19 protein-coding genes are annotated in these 17,443 nt (G+C 63.4%); 15 read left to right on the forward strand and 4 right to left on the reverse strand.

Annotated elements, in window-relative coordinates:
* Window positions 1–3: 3 nt before the first annotated feature.
* The gene (gene radC / locus LK03_RS05460; RefSeq protein ID WP_038411417.1) at window positions 4–684 is read right to left on the reverse strand and encodes a RadC family protein; all 681 of its coding nucleotides are present in this window, start codon (window positions 682–684) and stop codon (window positions 4–6) included.
* Window positions 685–809: 125 nt separating this feature from the next.
* On the opposite strand from radC, the gene coaBC reads away from it, so the two are divergent.
* The 7 genes from coaBC to LK03_RS05495 all read left to right on the forward strand — a co-directional run bounded on the left by coaBC (window position 810) and on the right by LK03_RS05495 (window position 6,677).
* The gene (gene coaBC / locus LK03_RS05465) at window positions 810–2,021 is read left to right on the forward strand and encodes a bifunctional phosphopantothenoylcysteine decarboxylase/phosphopantothenate--cysteine ligase CoaBC (RefSeq protein ID WP_038411418.1); all 1,212 of its coding nucleotides are present in this window, start codon (window positions 810–812) and stop codon (window positions 2,019–2,021) included.
* A 5-nt stretch (window positions 2,022–2,026) separates the two neighbouring features.
* A complete protein-coding gene (gene dut / locus LK03_RS05470) occupies window positions 2,027–2,482 on the forward strand; it encodes a dUTP diphosphatase (RefSeq protein ID WP_038411419.1) in 456 nt (151 codons plus the stop codon).
* A gap of 66 nt (window positions 2,483–2,548) precedes the next feature.
* Complete coding sequence (locus LK03_RS05475; RefSeq protein ID WP_038411420.1) at window positions 2,549–3,937, forward strand: phosphomannomutase/phosphoglucomutase; 1,389 nt, start codon at window positions 2,549–2,551, stop codon at window positions 3,935–3,937.
* 29 nt (window positions 3,938–3,966) lie between these two features.
* Window positions 3,967–4,881 (forward strand): acetylglutamate kinase, encoded by a 915-nt coding sequence (gene argB, locus LK03_RS05480; protein ID WP_028693174.1) that lies wholly within the window; start codon window positions 3,967–3,969, stop codon window positions 4,879–4,881.
* Window positions 4,882–4,942: 61 nt separating this feature from the next.
* Window positions 4,943–5,623, forward strand: coding sequence for a CsgG/HfaB family protein (locus tag LK03_RS05485; protein ID WP_038411421.1), 681 nt, complete (start codon window positions 4,943–4,945; stop codon window positions 5,621–5,623).
* A 29-nt stretch (window positions 5,624–5,652) separates the two neighbouring features.
* Complete coding sequence (locus LK03_RS05490) at window positions 5,653–6,021, forward strand: DUF4810 domain-containing protein (protein ID WP_038411422.1); 369 nt, start codon at window positions 5,653–5,655, stop codon at window positions 6,019–6,021.
* Complete coding sequence (locus LK03_RS05495) at window positions 6,018–6,677, forward strand: DUF799 domain-containing protein (protein ID WP_038411423.1); 660 nt, start codon at window positions 6,018–6,020, stop codon at window positions 6,675–6,677. Before LK03_RS05490 ends, LK03_RS05495 begins: the two co-directional genes overlap by 4 nt.
* Before the next feature lie 87 nt (window positions 6,678–6,764).
* Here the strand turns inward: LK03_RS05495 and pyrE are convergent, their stop codons facing one another.
* On the reverse strand, window positions 6,765–7,406 hold the full coding sequence (gene pyrE / locus LK03_RS05500; RefSeq protein ID WP_038411424.1) for an orotate phosphoribosyltransferase: 642 nt from the start codon (window positions 7,404–7,406) through the stop codon (window positions 6,765–6,767).
* An 80-nt stretch (window positions 7,407–7,486) separates the two neighbouring features.
* Here pyrE and LK03_RS05505 point away from each other — a divergent pair, with 80 nt between their 5' ends.
* On the forward strand, window positions 7,487–8,266 hold the full coding sequence (locus LK03_RS05505) for an exodeoxyribonuclease III (RefSeq protein WP_038411425.1): 780 nt from the start codon (window positions 7,487–7,489) through the stop codon (window positions 8,264–8,266).
* A gap of 61 nt (window positions 8,267–8,327) precedes the next feature.
* Here the strand turns inward: LK03_RS05505 and rph are convergent, their stop codons facing one another.
* The gene (gene rph / locus LK03_RS05510; RefSeq protein WP_028693168.1) at window positions 8,328–9,050 is read right to left on the reverse strand and encodes a ribonuclease PH; all 723 of its coding nucleotides are present in this window, start codon (window positions 9,048–9,050) and stop codon (window positions 8,328–8,330) included.
* Window positions 9,051–9,228: 178 nt separating this feature from the next.
* On the opposite strand from rph, the gene LK03_RS05515 reads away from it, so the two are divergent.
* Together LK03_RS05515 and gmk are read left to right on the forward strand one after the other, a co-directional pair.
* Entirely contained in the window at window positions 9,229–10,092 is an 864-nt protein-coding gene (locus LK03_RS05515) for a YicC/YloC family endoribonuclease (protein WP_038414619.1), read from the forward strand.
* Between the two features lie 13 nt (window positions 10,093–10,105).
* Complete coding sequence (gene gmk / locus LK03_RS05520; protein WP_038411426.1) at window positions 10,106–10,735, forward strand: guanylate kinase; 630 nt, start codon at window positions 10,106–10,108, stop codon at window positions 10,733–10,735.
* Window positions 10,736–10,763: 28 nt separating this feature from the next.
* Here the strand turns inward: gmk and LK03_RS05525 are convergent, their stop codons facing one another.
* The gene (locus LK03_RS05525) at window positions 10,764–12,311 is read right to left on the reverse strand and encodes an APC family permease (protein ID WP_038411427.1); all 1,548 of its coding nucleotides are present in this window, start codon (window positions 12,309–12,311) and stop codon (window positions 10,764–10,766) included.
* A 522-nt stretch (window positions 12,312–12,833) separates the two neighbouring features.
* On the opposite strand from LK03_RS05525, the gene LK03_RS05530 reads away from it, so the two are divergent.
* From LK03_RS05530 to LK03_RS05550, 5 genes are all read left to right on the forward strand, one after another.
* On the forward strand, window positions 12,834–13,709 hold the full coding sequence (locus tag LK03_RS05530; protein WP_038411428.1) for a LysR family transcriptional regulator: 876 nt from the start codon (window positions 12,834–12,836) through the stop codon (window positions 13,707–13,709).
* A gap of 118 nt (window positions 13,710–13,827) precedes the next feature.
* Window positions 13,828–14,091, forward strand: a complete 264-nt coding sequence (rpoZ, locus tag LK03_RS05535) for a DNA-directed RNA polymerase subunit omega (RefSeq protein WP_038411429.1) — start codon at window positions 13,828–13,830, stop codon at window positions 14,089–14,091.
* Window positions 14,092–14,132: 41 nt separating this feature from the next.
* Window positions 14,133–16,241 carry a bifunctional GTP diphosphokinase/guanosine-3',5'-bis pyrophosphate 3'-pyrophosphohydrolase gene (gene spoT / locus LK03_RS05540; RefSeq protein WP_038411430.1) on the forward strand — a complete coding sequence of 703 codons (2,109 nt, stop codon included), beginning with the start codon at window positions 14,133–14,135 and terminating at the stop codon, window positions 16,239–16,241.
* Window positions 16,242–16,264: 23 nt separating this feature from the next.
* Window positions 16,265–16,645, forward strand: a complete 381-nt coding sequence (locus tag LK03_RS05545) for a RidA family protein (protein ID WP_009684531.1) — start codon at window positions 16,265–16,267, stop codon at window positions 16,643–16,645.
* 54 nt (window positions 16,646–16,699) lie between these two features.
* Window positions 16,700–17,428 carry a hypothetical protein gene (locus LK03_RS05550; RefSeq protein WP_038411431.1) on the forward strand — a complete coding sequence of 243 codons (729 nt, stop codon included), beginning with the start codon at window positions 16,700–16,702 and terminating at the stop codon, window positions 17,426–17,428.
* Window positions 17,429–17,443 lie beyond the last annotated feature (15 nt).

Genomic DNA, 17,443 nt, shown 5'->3' on the forward strand with positions numbered 1-17,443 from the left:
GCCTCAGGCGCTGAACCAACCGTGCTCGACCATCGACAGCGGGTCACCTTCGCCCACGATGATGTGATCGAGCACGCGTACGTCAACCAGCTTGAGCGCCGTTTTCAAGGTCAGGGTCAGGTGCACGTCCTCGGGGCTGGGTTCACACACCCCCGAGGGATGGTTATGGCACAGGATGGCTGCAGCGGCGTTGCGCGCCAGCGCCCGGCGCACCACTTCGCGCGGGAACACGCTGGCGCGATCGATGGTGCCGCGAAACAGCACCTCGAAAGCCAGCGGCCTGTGCCGGCTGTCCAGAAACAGGCAGGCGAAGACCTCGCTGGCTTCGTGGCGCATCATCGCCTTCAGGTAACGCCTGACCTGCTGCGGCGACTCCAACGCCGGCTCGCGGGCGATGGACTCGGCCAGGTGACGCCTGCCGATTTCCAGCAAGGCCTGCAACTGCGCGTAGCGCACCGGTCCAAGCCCGGTTTCACCCAGAAACGCTGCCCTGTCGGCCTCCAGGACCTGTCGCAGTCCGCCGAAGCGGGCCAGCAGCCCTCGGGCGAGGTCAACCACGTTACGCCCGCGCACGCCCGAGCCCAGCAGCACGGCGAGCAGCTCGGCATCCGACAGACCGGCAGCACCCTGCTCGAGCAACTTTTCCCGTGGTCGTTCGGCCAAAGGCCATTCCCTGATGTTCATCGACGCTCCTTGTGTGGTACTGCGGCGCATTTGGGCGCTGTGTTAACCTAGTTCGTCCCGTAGATGCGACGATCCGCCGCAGGCAGGCTCGTCGCCGCACGCTCTCTCTGGAAAAAGGCCTTTCTATGCAGCGGCTGTATCGCAAGCGCATCGTGCTCGGCGTAGGAGGCGGTATTGCCGCCTACAAAAGCGCCGAGCTGATTCGCCGGCTCCTGGAACATGGCGCGCAGGTGCGCGTCGTCATGACCCGTGGCGGTGCCGAGTTCATCACCCCGCTGACCTTGCAGGCGCTGTCTGGGCACCCGGTACACATGGACCTGCTCGACCCGGCCGCCGAAGCGGCCATGGGCCATATCGAACTGGCCAAATGGGCCGATCTGGTGCTCATCGCCCCCGCCACCGCCGACCTCATGGCGCGCCTGACTCAGGGCATGGCCGACGATCTGCTGACCACCCTGGTATTGGCGACCGATGCCACCGTTGCCGTCGCGCCGGCGATGAACCAGGCCATGTGGCGCGACCCGGCCACCCAGGCCAATCTGCAACTGCTGCAGCAGCGCGGTATTCAGGTGTTCGGCCCCGCTTCGGGCAGCCAGGCCTGCGGCGACGTCGGCCTGGGCCGCATGCTCGAGGCCAGCGACCTGGCCTGGTGCGCGGCCGAGAGCTTCAAGCGCCAGTCACTGACCGGCAAGCATGTGCTGATCACGGCGGGCCCGACCCAGGAAAACATCGACCCGGTCCGTTACATCACCAATCATAGCTCCGGGAAGATGGGCTTTGCCCTGGCCGAAGCGGCCGCCGAAGCCGGGGCTCGGGTGACCCTCGTGACCGGCCCGGTGCACTTGCCGACACCTGATCGGGTGAGCCGAATCGACGTGGTCAGCGCGCGTGACATGCTCGCCGCCTGCGAAGCAGCCATGCCCTGCGACCTGCTGATCGCCTCGGCGGCGGTTGCGGACTACCGTCCGGAAGTCGTTGCCCCGCAAAAGCTCAAGAAAGATCCCACGACCGGTGACGGCATGCTGCTGCAGATGGTGCGCAATCCGGATATCCTTGCCACCCTCGCAGGCCGTAACGACCGTCCGTTCAGCGTAGGCTTCGCCGCCGAGACCGAGCACTTGCTCGACTATGCGACGCGCAAGCTCAAGGACAAGAACCTCGATCTGATCGTCGCCAATGACGTGGCCAACCCCAGCATTGGCTTCAACAGCGAGGAGAACGCCCTGACGGTGATCGACCGCCAGCAGCAGCAAACCCTTTTCGCGCAGACCAGCAAAGGCAAGATCGCCCGGCAACTGGTCAGCTTCATCGCCGAACGTCTCAATCAGGTTCAATAAGTCAGATGCACGCTCTTCAAGCCAAGATCCTCGACCCTCGTCTGGGCAGCGAATTCCCCCTCCCGCAGTACGCCACACCAGGCTCGGCAGGCCTCGACCTGCGCGCCCTGCTGCAACACGACACCGTGCTCGAGCCCGGCCAGACCGTGCTGATCCCCACCGGGCTATCGATCCATGTCGCCGACCCTGGGCTGGCGGCGCTGATCCTGCCGCGCTCCGGCCTGGGGCATAAGCACGGCATCGTACTGGGCAATCTGGTCGGGCTGATCGACTCCGATTACCAGGGCGAACTGATGGTGTCGTGCTGGAACCGTGGCAGCACGCCGTTCACCATCACCGTCGGCGAGCGCATCGCGCAACTGGTGCTGGTGCCGGTGGTGCAGGCGCAGTTCGAGATCGTCGAGACCTTCGACGCCTCGCAGCGCGGCGAAGGTGGCTTCGGCCATTCCGGTACCCAATAGCCTTCTGACGCCAAAAACCGCCGTGTCCCACGCGCCGGACCACCTTTCAGCCCCGAGGCACCTTCCATGGACGAACAGGTTCCTGCACTGCCTGCGAGCATCTTCCGCGCTTATGACATCCGGGGTGTGGTCGGGAAGACCCTGAACGCTGAAGCCGCTTACTGGATCGGCCGCGCCATCGGCGCCGAAAGCCTGGCCCAGGGCGAGGCGCAGGTGGCCGTGGGGCGTGATGGGCGTCTGTCCGGCCCGGCGCTGGGCGCGCGTCTGATCGAGGGCCTGGTGGACGCGGGCTGCCTGGTCAGCGATGTCGGCATGCTGCCCACACCGGCCTTGTACTACGCTGCGCACACCTTGCCGGGACGCTCGGCAGTGATGCTCACCGGCAGCCACAACCCGCCGGACTACAACGGCTTCAAGGTAATGATCGCCGGCGACACCCTGGCCAACGAACAGATTCACGGCCTGCTGGCGCGGCTCAACGAAGGCCGTCTGAGCCGGGGCCGGGGGCAGCTCGACCGGTTCGATATCCTCGAGCGCTACCAACAGCGCATCATGGCTGACGTCCAGCTCGTCAGGCCGTTGAAGGTGGTGGTCGACTGTGGCAATGGCGTGGGCGGTGTGGTGGCACCGCAACTGATCGCGGCGCTGGGCTGCGAAGTGGTGCCGCTATTCTGCGAGGTCGACGGCACCTTCCCCAATCACCATCCCGATCCGGGCAAGCCGGCGAACCTGCAGGCCTTGATCGCCAAGGTGCTGGAGACCGGCGCCGACCTGGGTCTGGCCTTCGACGGCGATGCCGACCGGGTCGGGGTGGTCACCAACGCCGGCACCATCATCTACCCAGACCGGCTACTGATGCTGTTCGCCCAGGACGTGCTGGCGCGCAACCCCGGCGCCCAGGTGCTGTTCGACGCCAAATGCACCCGCCGCCTGCCGGCGCTGATCGCCGCGCACGGCGGCACCAGCCTGATGTGGAAGACCGGCCATTCGTTGATGAAGAAGAAACTCAAGGAAACCGGCGCCCTGCTGGCCGGCGAGATGAGCGGCCATCTGTTCATTCAGGAGCGTTGGTACGGCTTCGATGACGGCATTTACGTAGGGGCGCGCCTGCTGGAGATCCTCAGCCACACCGATGCAGACGCCGAGTCGCTGTTCGCCACCTTCCCGGACGACATTTCCACACCGGAAATCAACATAGATGTGACCGACGAAGGTAAATTCAGCATCATTGCAGCGCTGAATCGCGATGCCGAATGGGGCGATGCCGACTTGACCACCGTCGATGGCGTACGCGTCGACTACCCACGCGGCTGGGGCCTGGTGCGCGCGTCCAATACCACCCCGGTGCTGGTGCTGCGCTTCGAGGCCGATGATGAGGCCGAACTGCAACGTATTCAGCGTATTTTCCGCACGCAGTTGCTCCGGGTGGCCCCCGAACTGCAACTGCCGTTCTGACCGACCCTCTGTTTTCACTGGAGTCCCGCATGACCCTCGAACGCGATGCCGCTTCCCAAGTCGCCAAGGTACTGTCCGAAGCGCTGCCCTACATCCGCCGCTTTGTCGGCAAGACCCTGGTGATCAAGTACGGCGGCAACGCGATGGAGAGCGAAGAGCTCAAAACCGGCTTCGCCCGCGACATCGTGCTGATGAAGGCGGTGGGCATCAATCCAGTGGTAGTCCACGGCGGCGGCCCGCAGATCGGCGATCTGCTCAAGCGCCTGTCGATCGAAAGCCACTTCATCGATGGCATGCGCGTCACCGACGCGGCGACCATGGACGTGGTGGAGATGGTCCTGGGCGGCCAGGTCAACAAGGACATCGTCAACCTGATCAACCGCCATGGCGGCAGCGCCATCGGCCTGACCGGCAAGGACGCCGAGCTGATCCGCGCCAAGAAGCTCAAGGTCAGCCGTCAGACCCCGGAAATGACCACCCCGGAAATCATCGACATCGGCCACGTCGGCGAAGTGGTCGGGGTCAATACCGACCTGCTCAACATGCTGGTCAAAGGCGACTTCATTCCGGTGATCGCGCCGATCGGTGTTGGCGCCGACGGTGAGTCGTACAACATCAACGCCGACCTGGTCGCCGGCAAGGTGGCCGAGGCGCTGAAAGCCGAGAAGCTCATGTTGCTGACCAACATCGCCGGCCTGATGGACAAGCAAGGCCAGGTGCTCACCGGCCTGACCACCGAGCAGGTCAACGAGCTGATCGCCGACGGCACCATCTACGGCGGCATGCTGCCGAAAATCAAATGCGCCCTGGAAGCGGTGCAGGGCGGCGTCAACAGCTCGCACATCATCGATGGGCGCGTGCCCAATGCGGTGCTGCTGGAAATCTTCACTGACAGCGGCGTTGGCACCTTGATCACCAACAAGAAGCGCGCGCTGATCAACTGATATTCACCTTGGGGGCGGCACCTGTCGCCCCATTCGTTCCTACCCCTTCTGGAGAAACCGCGTGAAATACGCATCACATGGACTCGTGCTGGCTGCCGCCATCGCCTTCGGGTCGCTCGCTGGCTGCGCCACTGAAACCTCTAAAGCCGTTGCCGTGCAACAGGTCGAAAGCGTCAACCGCCCCTATACCGGCCAGCGTTCGCCGATTGCCGTCGGCAAGTTCGACAACCGCTCCAGCTACATGCGCGGGATCTTCTCCGATGGCGTCGACCGCCTCGGTGGCCAGGCCAAGACCATCCTCATCACTCACCTGCAGCAGACCAACCGCTTCAGCGTGCTGGACCGCGACAACATGAGCGAAATCCAGCAGGAAGCGGCGATCAAGGGCCAGGCCCAGCGCCTGCGCGGTGCCGACTACGTGGTGACCGGCGATGTCACCGAGTTCGGTCGCAAGGAAGTCGGCGACCACCAGCTGTTCGGTATCCTCGGCCGCGGCAAGACGCAGATCGCCTACGCCAAGGTGGCGTTGAACATCGTCAACATCAGCACCTCGGAAGTGGTGTATTCGACCCAGGGCGCGGGTGAGTACGCGCTGTCCAACCGCGAAATCGTCGGTTTCGGCGGCACTGCCAGCTACGATTCCACGCTCAATGGCAAGGTGCTCGACCTGGCCATGCGCGAAGCGGTCAACAAGCTGGTCAACGCCGTAGACAACGGCCAGTGGAATCCCCAGGCCAAGTAATCGCCCCGGACGACAAGGAAGCAGTTTCGATGAGCATTACCCTACCGGCCTGGCGCACGAGCGCCGGGCTGCTGCTGGGCAGCCTGCTGTTGGCCGGCTGCAACACGCCCAAGCCGCTGTACCAGTGGGAAAGCTACCAGCCGCAGGTCTACCAGTACTTCAACGGCCAGTCCAAGGAAGAACAGGCCATCGCCCTGGAGCGCGACCTGGAGAAGATCAAGGCGAAGAATGGCGCCGTACCGCCGGGCTACCATGCCCAGCTGGGCTTGCTGTATTCGGAGCTGGGCCGCGATGACCAGATGGTCCAGCAGTTCAACACCGAGAAGGCGCTGTTCCCGGAATCGGCCGCCTACATGGACTTTCTGCTGAGTAACGCCGGGCAAGGAGCCAAACGATGATCAAGCGACTGACTCAACTGGTGCTGGGCGTCTGCATCGTGGCCCTGTTCAGCGGCTGCGCCGAGCGCCAGACGGTGGATTATTCGGCGTACAAGCAAGCGCGGCCCAAGTCGATTCTGATCATGCCGCCGCTGAACCAGTCGCCGGATGTGAAGGCGACCTACAGCATGCTGTCGCAAGTCACTTATCCGCTGGCCGAGGCAGGCTACTACGTGATGCCGGTGGCCCTGGTGGCACAGACGTTCAATCAGAACGGCCTGACCCAGCCTGAGGACATCCATCAGTTGCCGCCGCAGAAGCTGCGCGAGATCTTCGGCGCGGATGCCGGGCTGTACGTAACCGTCAGCGATTACGGCACCCGCTACATGGTGCTCGCCAGTGCCACCATCGTCACTGCCAGCGCCAAGCTAGTCGACCTGAAGACCGGCAGCACCCTGTGGACCGGCAGTGCCACGGCTTCGAGCCAGGAAAACCAGCAGAACCAGGGTGGCTTGATCGGCATGCTGGTGGTCGCGGCGCTGAACCAGATCATCAGCAGTGCCCAGGATGACGCCGGCTACCCGATTGCCGGAATCACCAGCGCCCGTTTGCTGACCCCCTACCCCAACGGCGGCATCCTCTACGGACCCCGTTCACCGAAGTACGGCACTGACTGAGGTATTCGCGGCTGAAGCCGCTACAAGGGGGCCGTGTAGGAGCGGCTTCAGCCGCGATGGCCGGCCACGCCGGCCCAGTTCACGCGATCAAATACCGTACTGCGCCCGGTAGGCTTCGACCGCCGGAAGATGCTGCTTGAGCTGCGGGTCATCGGCGAGAAATTCCAGCACCTGGGTCAGCGAGACAATGCTGACCACTGGAATGGCGAAGTCACGCTCGACTTCCTGAATGGCGGACAGCTCGCCAGTGCCACGCTCTTCGCGGTTCAGTGCGATCAACACGCCGGCGGCCTTGGCCTGCTGCGCCTCGATGATCTGCATCACTTCACGAATGGCGGTACCGGCGGTGATCACGTCGTCGATGATCAGCACGTCACCCGCCAGCGGCGCGCCAACCAGGCTGCCACCTTCGCCATGGTCCTTGGCTTCTTTGCGGTTGAAGCACCAGGGCATGTCGAGCTGATGCTGCTCGGCCAGGGCGACCGCCGTGGCCGCAGCCAGGGGAATGCCTTTGTAGGCAGGGCCGAACAGCACATCGAAGGGAATCTTGCTGTCGACGATGGCCGCGGCATAGCAGCGGCCCAGTTGCGCCAGCGCCGAGCCGGTATTGAACAGGCCGGCATTGAAGAAATAAGGGCTGGTACGCCCCGATTTCAACGTGAACTCACCGAAGCGCAGAACGCCGCGGTCGATGGCAAAACGAATGAAGTCACGCTGATACGGCTGCATGTAAAGTCCCGAATACCACGGATTTAGCTAAATGAGTTGAGCTCGGGTATCATACACGCACGAGATTTTTGGGGCCATTTATGCGGATCATCAGTGTGAACGTCAATGGCATTCAGGCAGCGGCCGAGCGTGGATTGCTCAGCTGGCTTCAAGCCCAGAATGCCGACGTCATCTGCCTCCAGGACACCCGCGCCTCGGCCTTTGAACTCGATGACCCAGCTTTCCAGCTCGATGGCTATTTCCTTTATGCCTGCGAAGCGGAGGTGCCCGCCCAAGGTGGCGTTGCGCTCTATTCGCGGATGCAGCCCAAGGCAGTCATCACCGGCCTGGGCTTCGAGACAGCCGACCGTTACGGGCGTTACCTGCAAGCAGATTTCGACAAAGTCAGTATTGCCAGTCTGTTGCTGCCTTCGGGCATGAACGGCGACGAAGACTTGAACCAGAAATTCAAGTTGATGGACGACTTCGGCAAGTACCTGGACAAACAACGGCGCAAACGTCGCGAATATATCTATTGCGGCTCGCTGTACGTGGCCCAGCAGAAACTGGACATCAAGAACTGGCGCGACAGTCAGCAATCGCCGGGTTTCCTGCCACCCGAACGTGCCTGGCTCGACTCGGTGGTGGGCGACATGGGCTATGTCGACGCACTGCGCGAAGTCAGCCGCGAGGGCGATCAATACAGCTGGTGGCCCGATAACGAACAGGCCGAAATGCTCAACCTCGGCTATCGCTTCGACTATCAGTTGCTGACCCCGGGGCTGCGCCGCTTCGTCCGCAATGCCCGTTTGCCACGCCAGCCGCGCTTCTCGCAACACGCGCCGCTGATCGTCGATTACGACTGGACGCTGACCATCTAAGCGCCCAGGCGAACACAAAAAAGCCGACGTCAACGTCGGCTTTTTCGTGTCTGCCCAGCGGTCAGTCGACCAGCGCGGCCTTCTGCAACTCGAAAATCTCGTCCATGCCCTTCTGCGCCAGCGCCAGCATGGCGTTGAAGTCTTCCGGCTGGAACGGCGCACCTTCGGCGGTGCCCTGCACCTCGATGAAACCGCCCGCGCTGGTCATCACCACGTTGAGGTCGGTTTCGGCAGCGGAGTCCTCCAGGTAGTCGAGGTCGAGTACCGCTTCGCCCTTGTACATGCCCACCGACACGGCAGCGATCATGTGCTTGAGCGGATCACCGCCCTTCAGGCCGCCGCGTTTCTTGATGACGCGCAAGGCATCGACCAGCGCGACCATGGCACCGGTGATGGACGCCGTGCGGGTGCCGCCGTCGGCCTGGATCACGTCGCAGTCGACGTACAGGGTGATATCGCCCAGTTTGCTCATGTCCAGCGCAGCGCGCAGCGAGCGGCCGATCAGGCGCTGGATTTCCAGGGTGCGGCCGCCTTGCTTGCCACGGCTGGCCTCACGCTGGTTACGTTCACCGGTCGAGCGCGGCAGCATGCCGTACTCGGCAGTCAGCCAGCCCTGGCCCTGCCCCTTGAGGAAGCGCGGCACACCGTTCTCGACGCTGACGGTGCAGATGACCTTGGTGTCACCGAACTCGACCAGAACCGACCCCTCTGCGTGCTTGGTGTAATTGCGGGTGATGCGGATCGAGCGGAGTTGGTCGGCAGCGCGACCACTTGGACGTTTCATCTGGAATACCTGTACCGGGTTCGAATCTGCCGGGCAGTATAAAGCCGGGGCTGCGACGAGGACATGCCTTATCGTCGCGGGGAGTGGATTGGGCGGCGCTGCCGCACTGCGCTACAATCCTGCGCCTTGCAGCCGCATGGCTGATCTTCAACTCATCACCGTTCGCGAGGTCGTCCCCATGGTGCACAGCATGACCGCTTTTGCTCGCGTCGAGCGCGCCGGCAGCCAAGGCACCCTGGCCTGGGAGCTGCGCTCGGTCAATCACCGTTACCTCGAGCCGCACCTGCGCCTGCCCGAGGCGCTGCGCGACCTCGAAGGCGCGGTCCGCGAAGGGCTGCGCCAGGGGCTGTCGCGGGGCAAGGTCGAATGCACCTTGCGCCTGGCTGAAGACAGCACCGGCAAGCCGCTGCAGGTCGACCGCGAGCGCGCAGCGCAACTGGTGGCCGCCGCCGAGACCGTCGCCAGCCTGATCCAGCAGCCGGCCCCGCTCAATCCGCTGGAAGTACTGGCCTGGCCCGGTGTGCTGGTGGCCGATGCCAGCGATCCGCAGGCGCTCAACGCCGAGGCCATGGGCCTGTTCGACGAAGCACTTAAGGAACTGGTTGCCGGCCGCCTGCGCGAAGGTCAGGAACTGGCGCGCCTGATCAACGAGCGCCTCGACAGCATGGCCCGTGAGGTCACCACCCTGCGCGAGCTGGTGCCGCAGATGCTCGCCGCCCAGCGGCAGAAGGTGCTCGACCGCTTCCGCGACATGCAGGCCGAACTCGACCCGCAGCGCCTGGAGCAGGAAATGGTCCTGCTGGCGCAGAAAAGTGACGTCGCCGAAGAGCTGGATCGTCTCGACACCCACATTGGCGAAGTTCGCCGGGTATTGAAGTCGGCCGGCGCTGCCGGTCGGCGCCTGGATTTCTTGATGCAGGAACTCAACCGCGAAGCCAACACCCTCGGTTCCAAGGCCTTCGACCCGCGCAGCACCCAGGCGGCGGTCAATCTCAAGGTGCTGATCGAACAGATGCGTGAACAAGTACAGAACATCGAGTAAGGCCATTCCCACCATGAATCACTGCAGCGGCACCCTCTACATCGTCTCGGCGCCCTCCGGCGCCGGCAAGACCAGCCTGGTCACGGCGCTCACCGCCCGCGACAGCGCCGACAGCAAGATCCGCGTGTCGGTCTCGCACACCACTCGCGCCATGCGCCCAGGCGAAGTCGATGGGGTGAACTACCACTTCGTCAGCCAGGCGCAGTTCAAGGAACTGATCGCCCAAGGCGACTTCCTCGAGCATGCCGAGGTGTTCGGCAACTATTACGGCACCTCGCGCAGCGCGATCCAGCAGACCCTCGACGAAGGTTTCGACCTGATCCTGGAGATCGACTGGCAGGGCGCGCAGCAGGTGCGTGAGCTGATGCCCGACGTTCGCTCGATCTTCATCATGCCGCCCAGCAAAGAAGCGCTGCGTCACCGTCTGGACGGTCGCGGCCAGGATAGCGAAGCGATCATCGCCGCACGCATGAGCGAAGCGGTCAGCGAGATGCAGCACTATGAGGAATTCGACTACGTCATCGTCAACGATGACTTCGAGGTCGCGTTGCAGGACTTGCGCGCGGTGTTCCTGGCCAACCGCGTGCTGCTCGGCAAACAGCGCCAGCGCCATGGCGCGCTGTTCGAACAACTGATCGCTTGAAGCATCAGGGCCGCCACGGGGCCCAGTCTCAGTCGCGCAGTTGCAAGGTGGCCTGCTGCTGCAGCGTGGCGCCGAGGAAGAACGCCGGTGCCCGCAACCGTGATAGCACCATCAGCACGATGCCCAGCACGGAAATGATCGCGGCGATCACGAACACCAGCCCCAGACCGCCGACATGCGAACCGCTGCCGAAATCCGGCGAAGCGCTGTCGATGGCCGTGCGCACGAAGATCACCGAAAGAATCACGCCACCGACCAGCGGGCACAGTCCGCGCATCAGCAAATGTCGCAGGCTGCTGAACAAGCTATGGCGGAAGTACCAGACGCAGGCGAACGCCGTCAGCGAATAATAGAAGCAGATCATCATGCCCAGCGCGGTGATGGTGTCGGCCAGCACGTTTTCGCTGAGGGTGCGCATGGTGACGTAGAACACTGCGGCCGCCACGCCAGCGCAGATGGTTGCGTAGCGGGGGGTCTGCGAGCGCGGGCAGACCCTGGCAAATCGCTGTGGCACGGCGCCGTAGTAGCCCATGGCGAGCAAGGTACGGGCCGGCGACACGAAGGTCGATTGCAGTGAGGCGGCGGTACTGGCGAGCACGGCGATGGACATCAGGATCGCCAGCGGCCCCATCACCGGTCCGGCCAGGTGGGCGAACACGTTTTCCTGGATACGTGGATTGCCCAGCCCCAGCCCTTCTTCACTGATGCCTGCAAATTGCAGAGTTGCGATGCCGGTCAGCAAATACAGGCAGAGAATCAGCACCACCGTCCAGGTCGCGGCTTTGCCCGGCACTTGCTCGCTGCCGATGGATTCTTCGCTGACCGTCAGGCACACATCCCAGCCCCAGAAAATGAAAATCGACAACGACAACCCAGCGGCGAACGCCGAGAACGATTCCACACCAAATGGGTTGAACCACGATAGGTCGAAGGCCAGCGGCGGTGGCGCGGTGGTTTCCCCAAATGCCGCGAACGCGAAGCCGATCAACACCATCAGTTGCAAAGCCACCAGCGCGTACTGCACGGTCATGGTCGTACCCATGCCGCGGCAGCAGATCCACACCGCCAGCGCGATGAACACACAACAGGTGGTGATGTTGATCAACAGATTGTCGGCCAGGCCGGCAAGGCTCTGCTCGCCCGAGATCTGAGCGAGAAACAGGTAGAAGAAGTCGACGGCCACGCCGGCGAGGTTGGACAACACGATGGTGGTCGCCACCACCAGGCCCCAGCCACCGATCCAGCCGATCATCGGCCCGAAGGCGCGGGCCGACCAGGTGAACGAGGTGCCACTATCGGGCTCGGCGGCATTCAGCTCGCGGTAACCCAGCGCGACCAGCAACATCGGCAGGAAGCCGACGATGAACACCGCTGGCAGGTGCGCTCCGACTTCGCGGACGGTCGGTCCCAGCGCGCCGGTCAGGGTGTAGACCGGCGCGATGGTGGAAATGCCCAGCACCACGCTGGCCAGCAACCCCAGGCGACCCTTGGCCAGACCTTTACTGGCCGTCTTGCCTGGCGCTGTCGAATCGGCCACGCCGTCGGGAGGGCGGCCGGCTTCTGTGTATTCGCTCATGAGTAGTTGCCATCGCTATTGATATTGTTTTCGCAGGCCTTGCCTACAAGGGCTGCTCGGACTCATTGCACGCTTGCTGACACGACCACACGCTCGCCGCCGCCAGCGATGTTCGCTACAGGCTCTGGCAGATGTCCTCTAGCCAGCGCTGGGTATCGATTCGGGGGGCGCCATTGTAATGACGACGGTGCAGATTTGAAGGGGGCGAGCCCAAAAGGCTGCCGTCACCGTCACGGGGAGGCCAGGCGAGACGGTCCGTGACGCCGATCATGGGCGCAGGCCAAGTGCGGATGCGCAGATGGGAAGCTGAAACGTCATGGCAGTGCATCCTTTGGGGAGCAGCAATGCTGGAAACAGCGGCTTACGCCTGGAGCAGGCGATGTACGCGGGCGTTGTTATTGTTCAGGCCCCATCGATGGGGCAAAGGCCGGTGGCCTGCACGTTGATTCCCGAGTGCCGTTTCACTATAAAATGGCCCTCACGCAACAGACACTGGCATTCTGGCAAGCAGAGCGTGCACCCATGCAATATCAGATTACCCATGCCGACCTGACGCTGGTCCTCGCACTGGACCGCGGACGCTCCCTGGCCAAGGCAGCCGAACTGCTCAAGGTCGATGTATCCACGGTTTTTCGCTCGATTCGCCGGCTCGAGTCCGCCTTGGGCAGCGCGTTGTTCGTGAAAAGCCGCAAGGGCTATCTGCCTACCGACACCGCGCAGGCTCTGGCAGAGCAGGCCGAGCGCGCCGAACTGGCCTTGGAAGCTGCACGTATCGCTCTGACCAGCGGTGAGCAGGTAGTCAGCGGCACGGTCCGCCTGACCTGTACCGAAGCGGTGCTGCACGGCCTGCTGCTGCCCGCGCTGGCAGACTTCATGCCTGCGTACCCGGCGCTATCGCTCGAGCTGGGCACCTCCAACACCTTCGCCAACCTCAGCCGGCGCGATGCCGACATCGCCCTGCGCCTGACCAACGCTCCGCCCGAGCATCTGGTCGGCCGCTGCCTGGGCTCGACCTCTTACGTGCTGTGCGGCCGCCCGGAGCTACAGCAAGCCCTGCAGCAAGGGGTGCACAACGTGGCCTGGATCACCCCGGATGACTCCATGGCCGATCACCCCACGGTCGTCTGGCGCAATCAGCATCACCCCGAGCTGATCCCACGCTACCAGTGCAGCGGCATGTCCACCGTGGCGCAGTTGGTGGCAAGCGGCATGGGCGTGGCGGTACTGGCCGACTACATGGTGCCGACCCTGGAGGGTGTCGAGGCGCTGAGCGGGCCACTGCCCGGTTGCGATACTCAACTGTGGCTGCTGACGCGTCCCGACTGTCGCGCGCTGCGTTCGGTGCAGACGCTGTTCGAAGAACTCACTCCGCGGCTGCGCGAGGCGCTGCAACGTTGAGGGGTCAGGCAGCGTCGGCGACAAAACAGCGCTTCCCTATTGGCTGGTGATTTTTTAAACTATCGAGTCCGCCCGCCCATTCTGGGCACGCTCACCGATTTTGCTACCGAGGAACACCATGGCCCGCGTAACCGTCGAAGATTGCCTTGAACACGTGGACAACCGCTTTGAGCTGGTAATGCTGTCCACCAAACGCGCGCGCCAATTGGCCACCGGCGGCAAAGAGCCGCGCGTGGCGTGGGAAAACGACAAACCCACCGTCGTTGCCCTGCGCGAAATCGCCGAAGGCATCATCACTGAAGACTTCCTTGCCGCCGAAGAAATCGTCACCGAAGATCCGGTCTTCGCCGCCTTCGAGGACGAGTCCAACGAGGCCGTCTGATTGCAGCCAGGTCGACGTCGTAGGGTCTCAGAGGTGTACGCATGCCAAGCATAGACGCTCTCGCCGAACGGCTATCGACCTACCTGGGCCCCGACCAGGTCAACCTGGTACGGCGCGCCTATTTCTACGCCGAACAGGCGCACGATGGCCAGCGCCGCCGCAGTGGCGAGCCGTACGTGACCCACCCGCTGGCGGTGGCGAACATCCTGGCCGACATGCACATGGACCATCAGAGCCTGATGGCCGCCATGCTGCACGACGTCATCGAAGACACTGGCATCGCCAAGGAAGCGCTCAGTCAGCAGTTCGGCGAAACCGTCGCCGAACTGGTCGACGGGGTCAGCAAGCTGACCCAGATGAACTTCGAGACCAAAGCCGAAGCCCAGGCCGAGAACTTTCAGAAAATGGCCATGGCCATGGCCCGCGATATCCGCGTGATCCTGGTCAAGCTGGCCGACCGCCTGCACAACATGCGTACTCTGGAAGTGCTGTCGGGGGAAAAACGCCGTCGTATCGCCAAGGAAACCCTGGAAATCTACGCGCCCATCGCCAACCGGCTGGGCATGCACACCGTGCGCGTGGAGTTCGAAGACCTCGGTTTCAAGGCCATGCACCCGATGCGCTCGTCGCTGATCAATCGGGCGGTCAAGAGCGCACGCGGCAATCGCAAGGAAATCGTCGCCAAGATCGAACACTCGCTGGCCAATTGCCTGGCTGCAGATGGCATCGAAGGCGACGTCAGCGGTCGGCAGAAGCACCTCTATGGCATCTACAAGAAGATGCGCGGCAAGCGCCGCGCCTTCACCGAAATCATGGACGTGTACGCCTTCCGCATCGTGGTCGACAAGGTCGACACCTGCTATCGCGTGTTAGGCGCCGTGCACAACCTGTACAAGCCGCTGCCGGGCCGCTTCAAGGATTACATCGCGATCCCCAAGGCCAACGGCTACCAGTCGCTGCACACCACCTTGTTCGGCATGCATGGCGTGCCCATCGAAATCCAGATTCGCACCCGCGAAATGGAAGAGATGGCCAACAATGGCATCGCCGCCCATTGGCTGTACAAGTCCAATGGCGATGAACAGCCCCAGGGCAACCATGCCCGCGCGCGGCAGTGGGTCAAAGGCATCCTCGAGTTGCAGCAGCGCGCCGGGAACTCGCTGGAGTTCATCGAGAGCGTGAAGATCGACCTGTTCCCCGACGAGGTCTACGTCTTCACCCCCAAAGGCCGGATCATGGAGCTGCCCAAAGGCTCCACTGCCGTCGATTTTGCCTATGCCGTGCACACCGACGTCGGCAACAGCTGCATCGCCTGCCGCATCAATCGCCGCCTGGCACCGTTGTCCGAACCGCTGCAGAGCGGCTCGACGGTGGAAATCGTCAGCGCCCCTGGGGCAAGGCCGAACCCGGCCTGGCTCAATTTCGTGGTCACCGGCAAGGCTCGCACGCACATCCGTCATGCCCTCAAGCAGCAGCGCCGCTCCGAGTCGATCAACCTCGGCGAACGCCTGCTCAACAAGGTACTGACCGGCTTCGACAGCAGCCTCGAGCAGATCGCCGCCGAACGCATCCAGCCGATCCTCGACGAGTATCGCCTCGAACTGCTCGAAGACCTGCTCGAAGACATCGGCCTGGGCAACCGCATGGCCTATGTCGTCGCCCGTCGCTTGCTGTCGGCGGAAAGCGAACAACTGCCTGCGCCTGAAGGCCCGCTGGCGATCCGCGGCACAGAGGGCCTGGTGCTTAGCTATGCCAAGTGCTGTACACCCATTCCGGGTGACCCTATCGTCGGTCACCTGTCGGCGGGCAAGGGCATGGTCGTGCACCTGGAAGACTGCCGGAATATCAGCGAAATTCGCCACAACCCCGAGAAATGCCTGCAATTGTCGTGGGCCAAGGACGTCACGGGCGAGTTCAACGTCGAGCTGCGGGTCGAGCTGGAACACCAACGCGGCCTGATCGCCTTGCTGGCCAGCAGCGTCAACGCCGCCGACGGCAACATCGAGAAAATCAGCATGGACGAACGCGACGGCCGTATCAGCGTGGTCCAGTTGGTGGTCAGCGTGCACGACCGCGTGCACCTGGCGCGTGTGATCAAGAAGCTGCGCACCTTGACCGGCGTGGTCCGCATCACCCGTATGCGTGCGTAGTCCGTCAACCGCAAGGAGTCATCATGAGCAAGACTGTCATCAACAGCGACAAGGCCCCCGCCGCCATCGGAACCTATTCCCAGGCGATCAAGGCTGGCAACACCGTTTACATGTCAGGCCAGATTCCCCTCGATCCCAAGACCATGGAACTGGTCGAAGGCTTCGAAGCGCAGACCGTTCAGGTGTTCGAGAACCTCAAGGCGGTCGCCGAAGCGGCGGGCGGTTCGTTCAAAGACATCGTCAAGCTGAACATCTTCCTCACTGACCTCAGCCATTTCGCCAAGGTCAACGAGGTCATGGGCCGTTACTTCGAACAGCCCTATCCGGCCCGCGCCGCCATCGGCGTCGCTGCCCTGCCCAAGGGTGCCCAGGTCGAGATGGACGCCATCCTCGTCATCGAGTGATGCCCGCGTGACGGGCGCTCGAGCCCGTCGCCTCTCCTGCATAAGGTTCCTACCATGCGTTATGCCCTTTCCCTTGCACTGGCAGCCCTGCTTCTCGGCGGTTGCGCCAGCCATAAACCTGAAGATTTCAACGGCACCTGGATCAACCAGCGCGCCATCGACGCCGCCAGTAAAGGCACCAGCCTGCGCCAGGCCATCGCCGACAATGGTCCGGTCCTGGAATGGAAGATCGACACCAGCAAACAGCAGGCGACCCTGAGCAACGGCTTCGAGGCTGCCGACGGCCAGCTGCTGGCCAACAAGAACGACTGGCAGGTCAATTTCCAGAGCGGCCAGAGCGAACAGCTCAGCCTCGATGGCAAGACGCTGGTTCAGGCTCCTGGCCAACTCGGCAAGGAGCAAGCGTTCAGCCGTGCCAACCCACCGGCCAACACGCCGCTGGGTGGCGCGTTCGAGAAGGCGCTGTACCAGGCGTATCTGGGCGGCAACTGGAAGATCGTCGAAGGTCCGGGCCAGGGCGGTGTCGCCCACTTCCGCGAAAACGGCAGTGTCGACGGCCTGCCCGGCCCAGATCGCTACGCCCTGTGCCTGGCCGGCGACTGCGCCACCATGGGTGGCGAGCACGACAGCCTGTGGCTAGAGCGCGAACAGCGCGGTTCGCCGTGGATCTTCACGCGTAAGGGCAACCGGATGGAAATCTTCCAGGCCATGAACCGCGCGCAGCCGGACCAAATGCCGCTGCTGGCCCCGGCTGCACGTCGCTGGGTGCTGGAAAAGCAGTAACCCCACTCGCCCTCA

The sequence above is a fragment of the Pseudomonas cremoricolorata genome, from assembly GCF_000759535.1.
Lineage (GTDB): Bacteria > Pseudomonadota > Gammaproteobacteria > Pseudomonadales > Pseudomonadaceae > Aquipseudomonas > Aquipseudomonas cremoricolorata_A.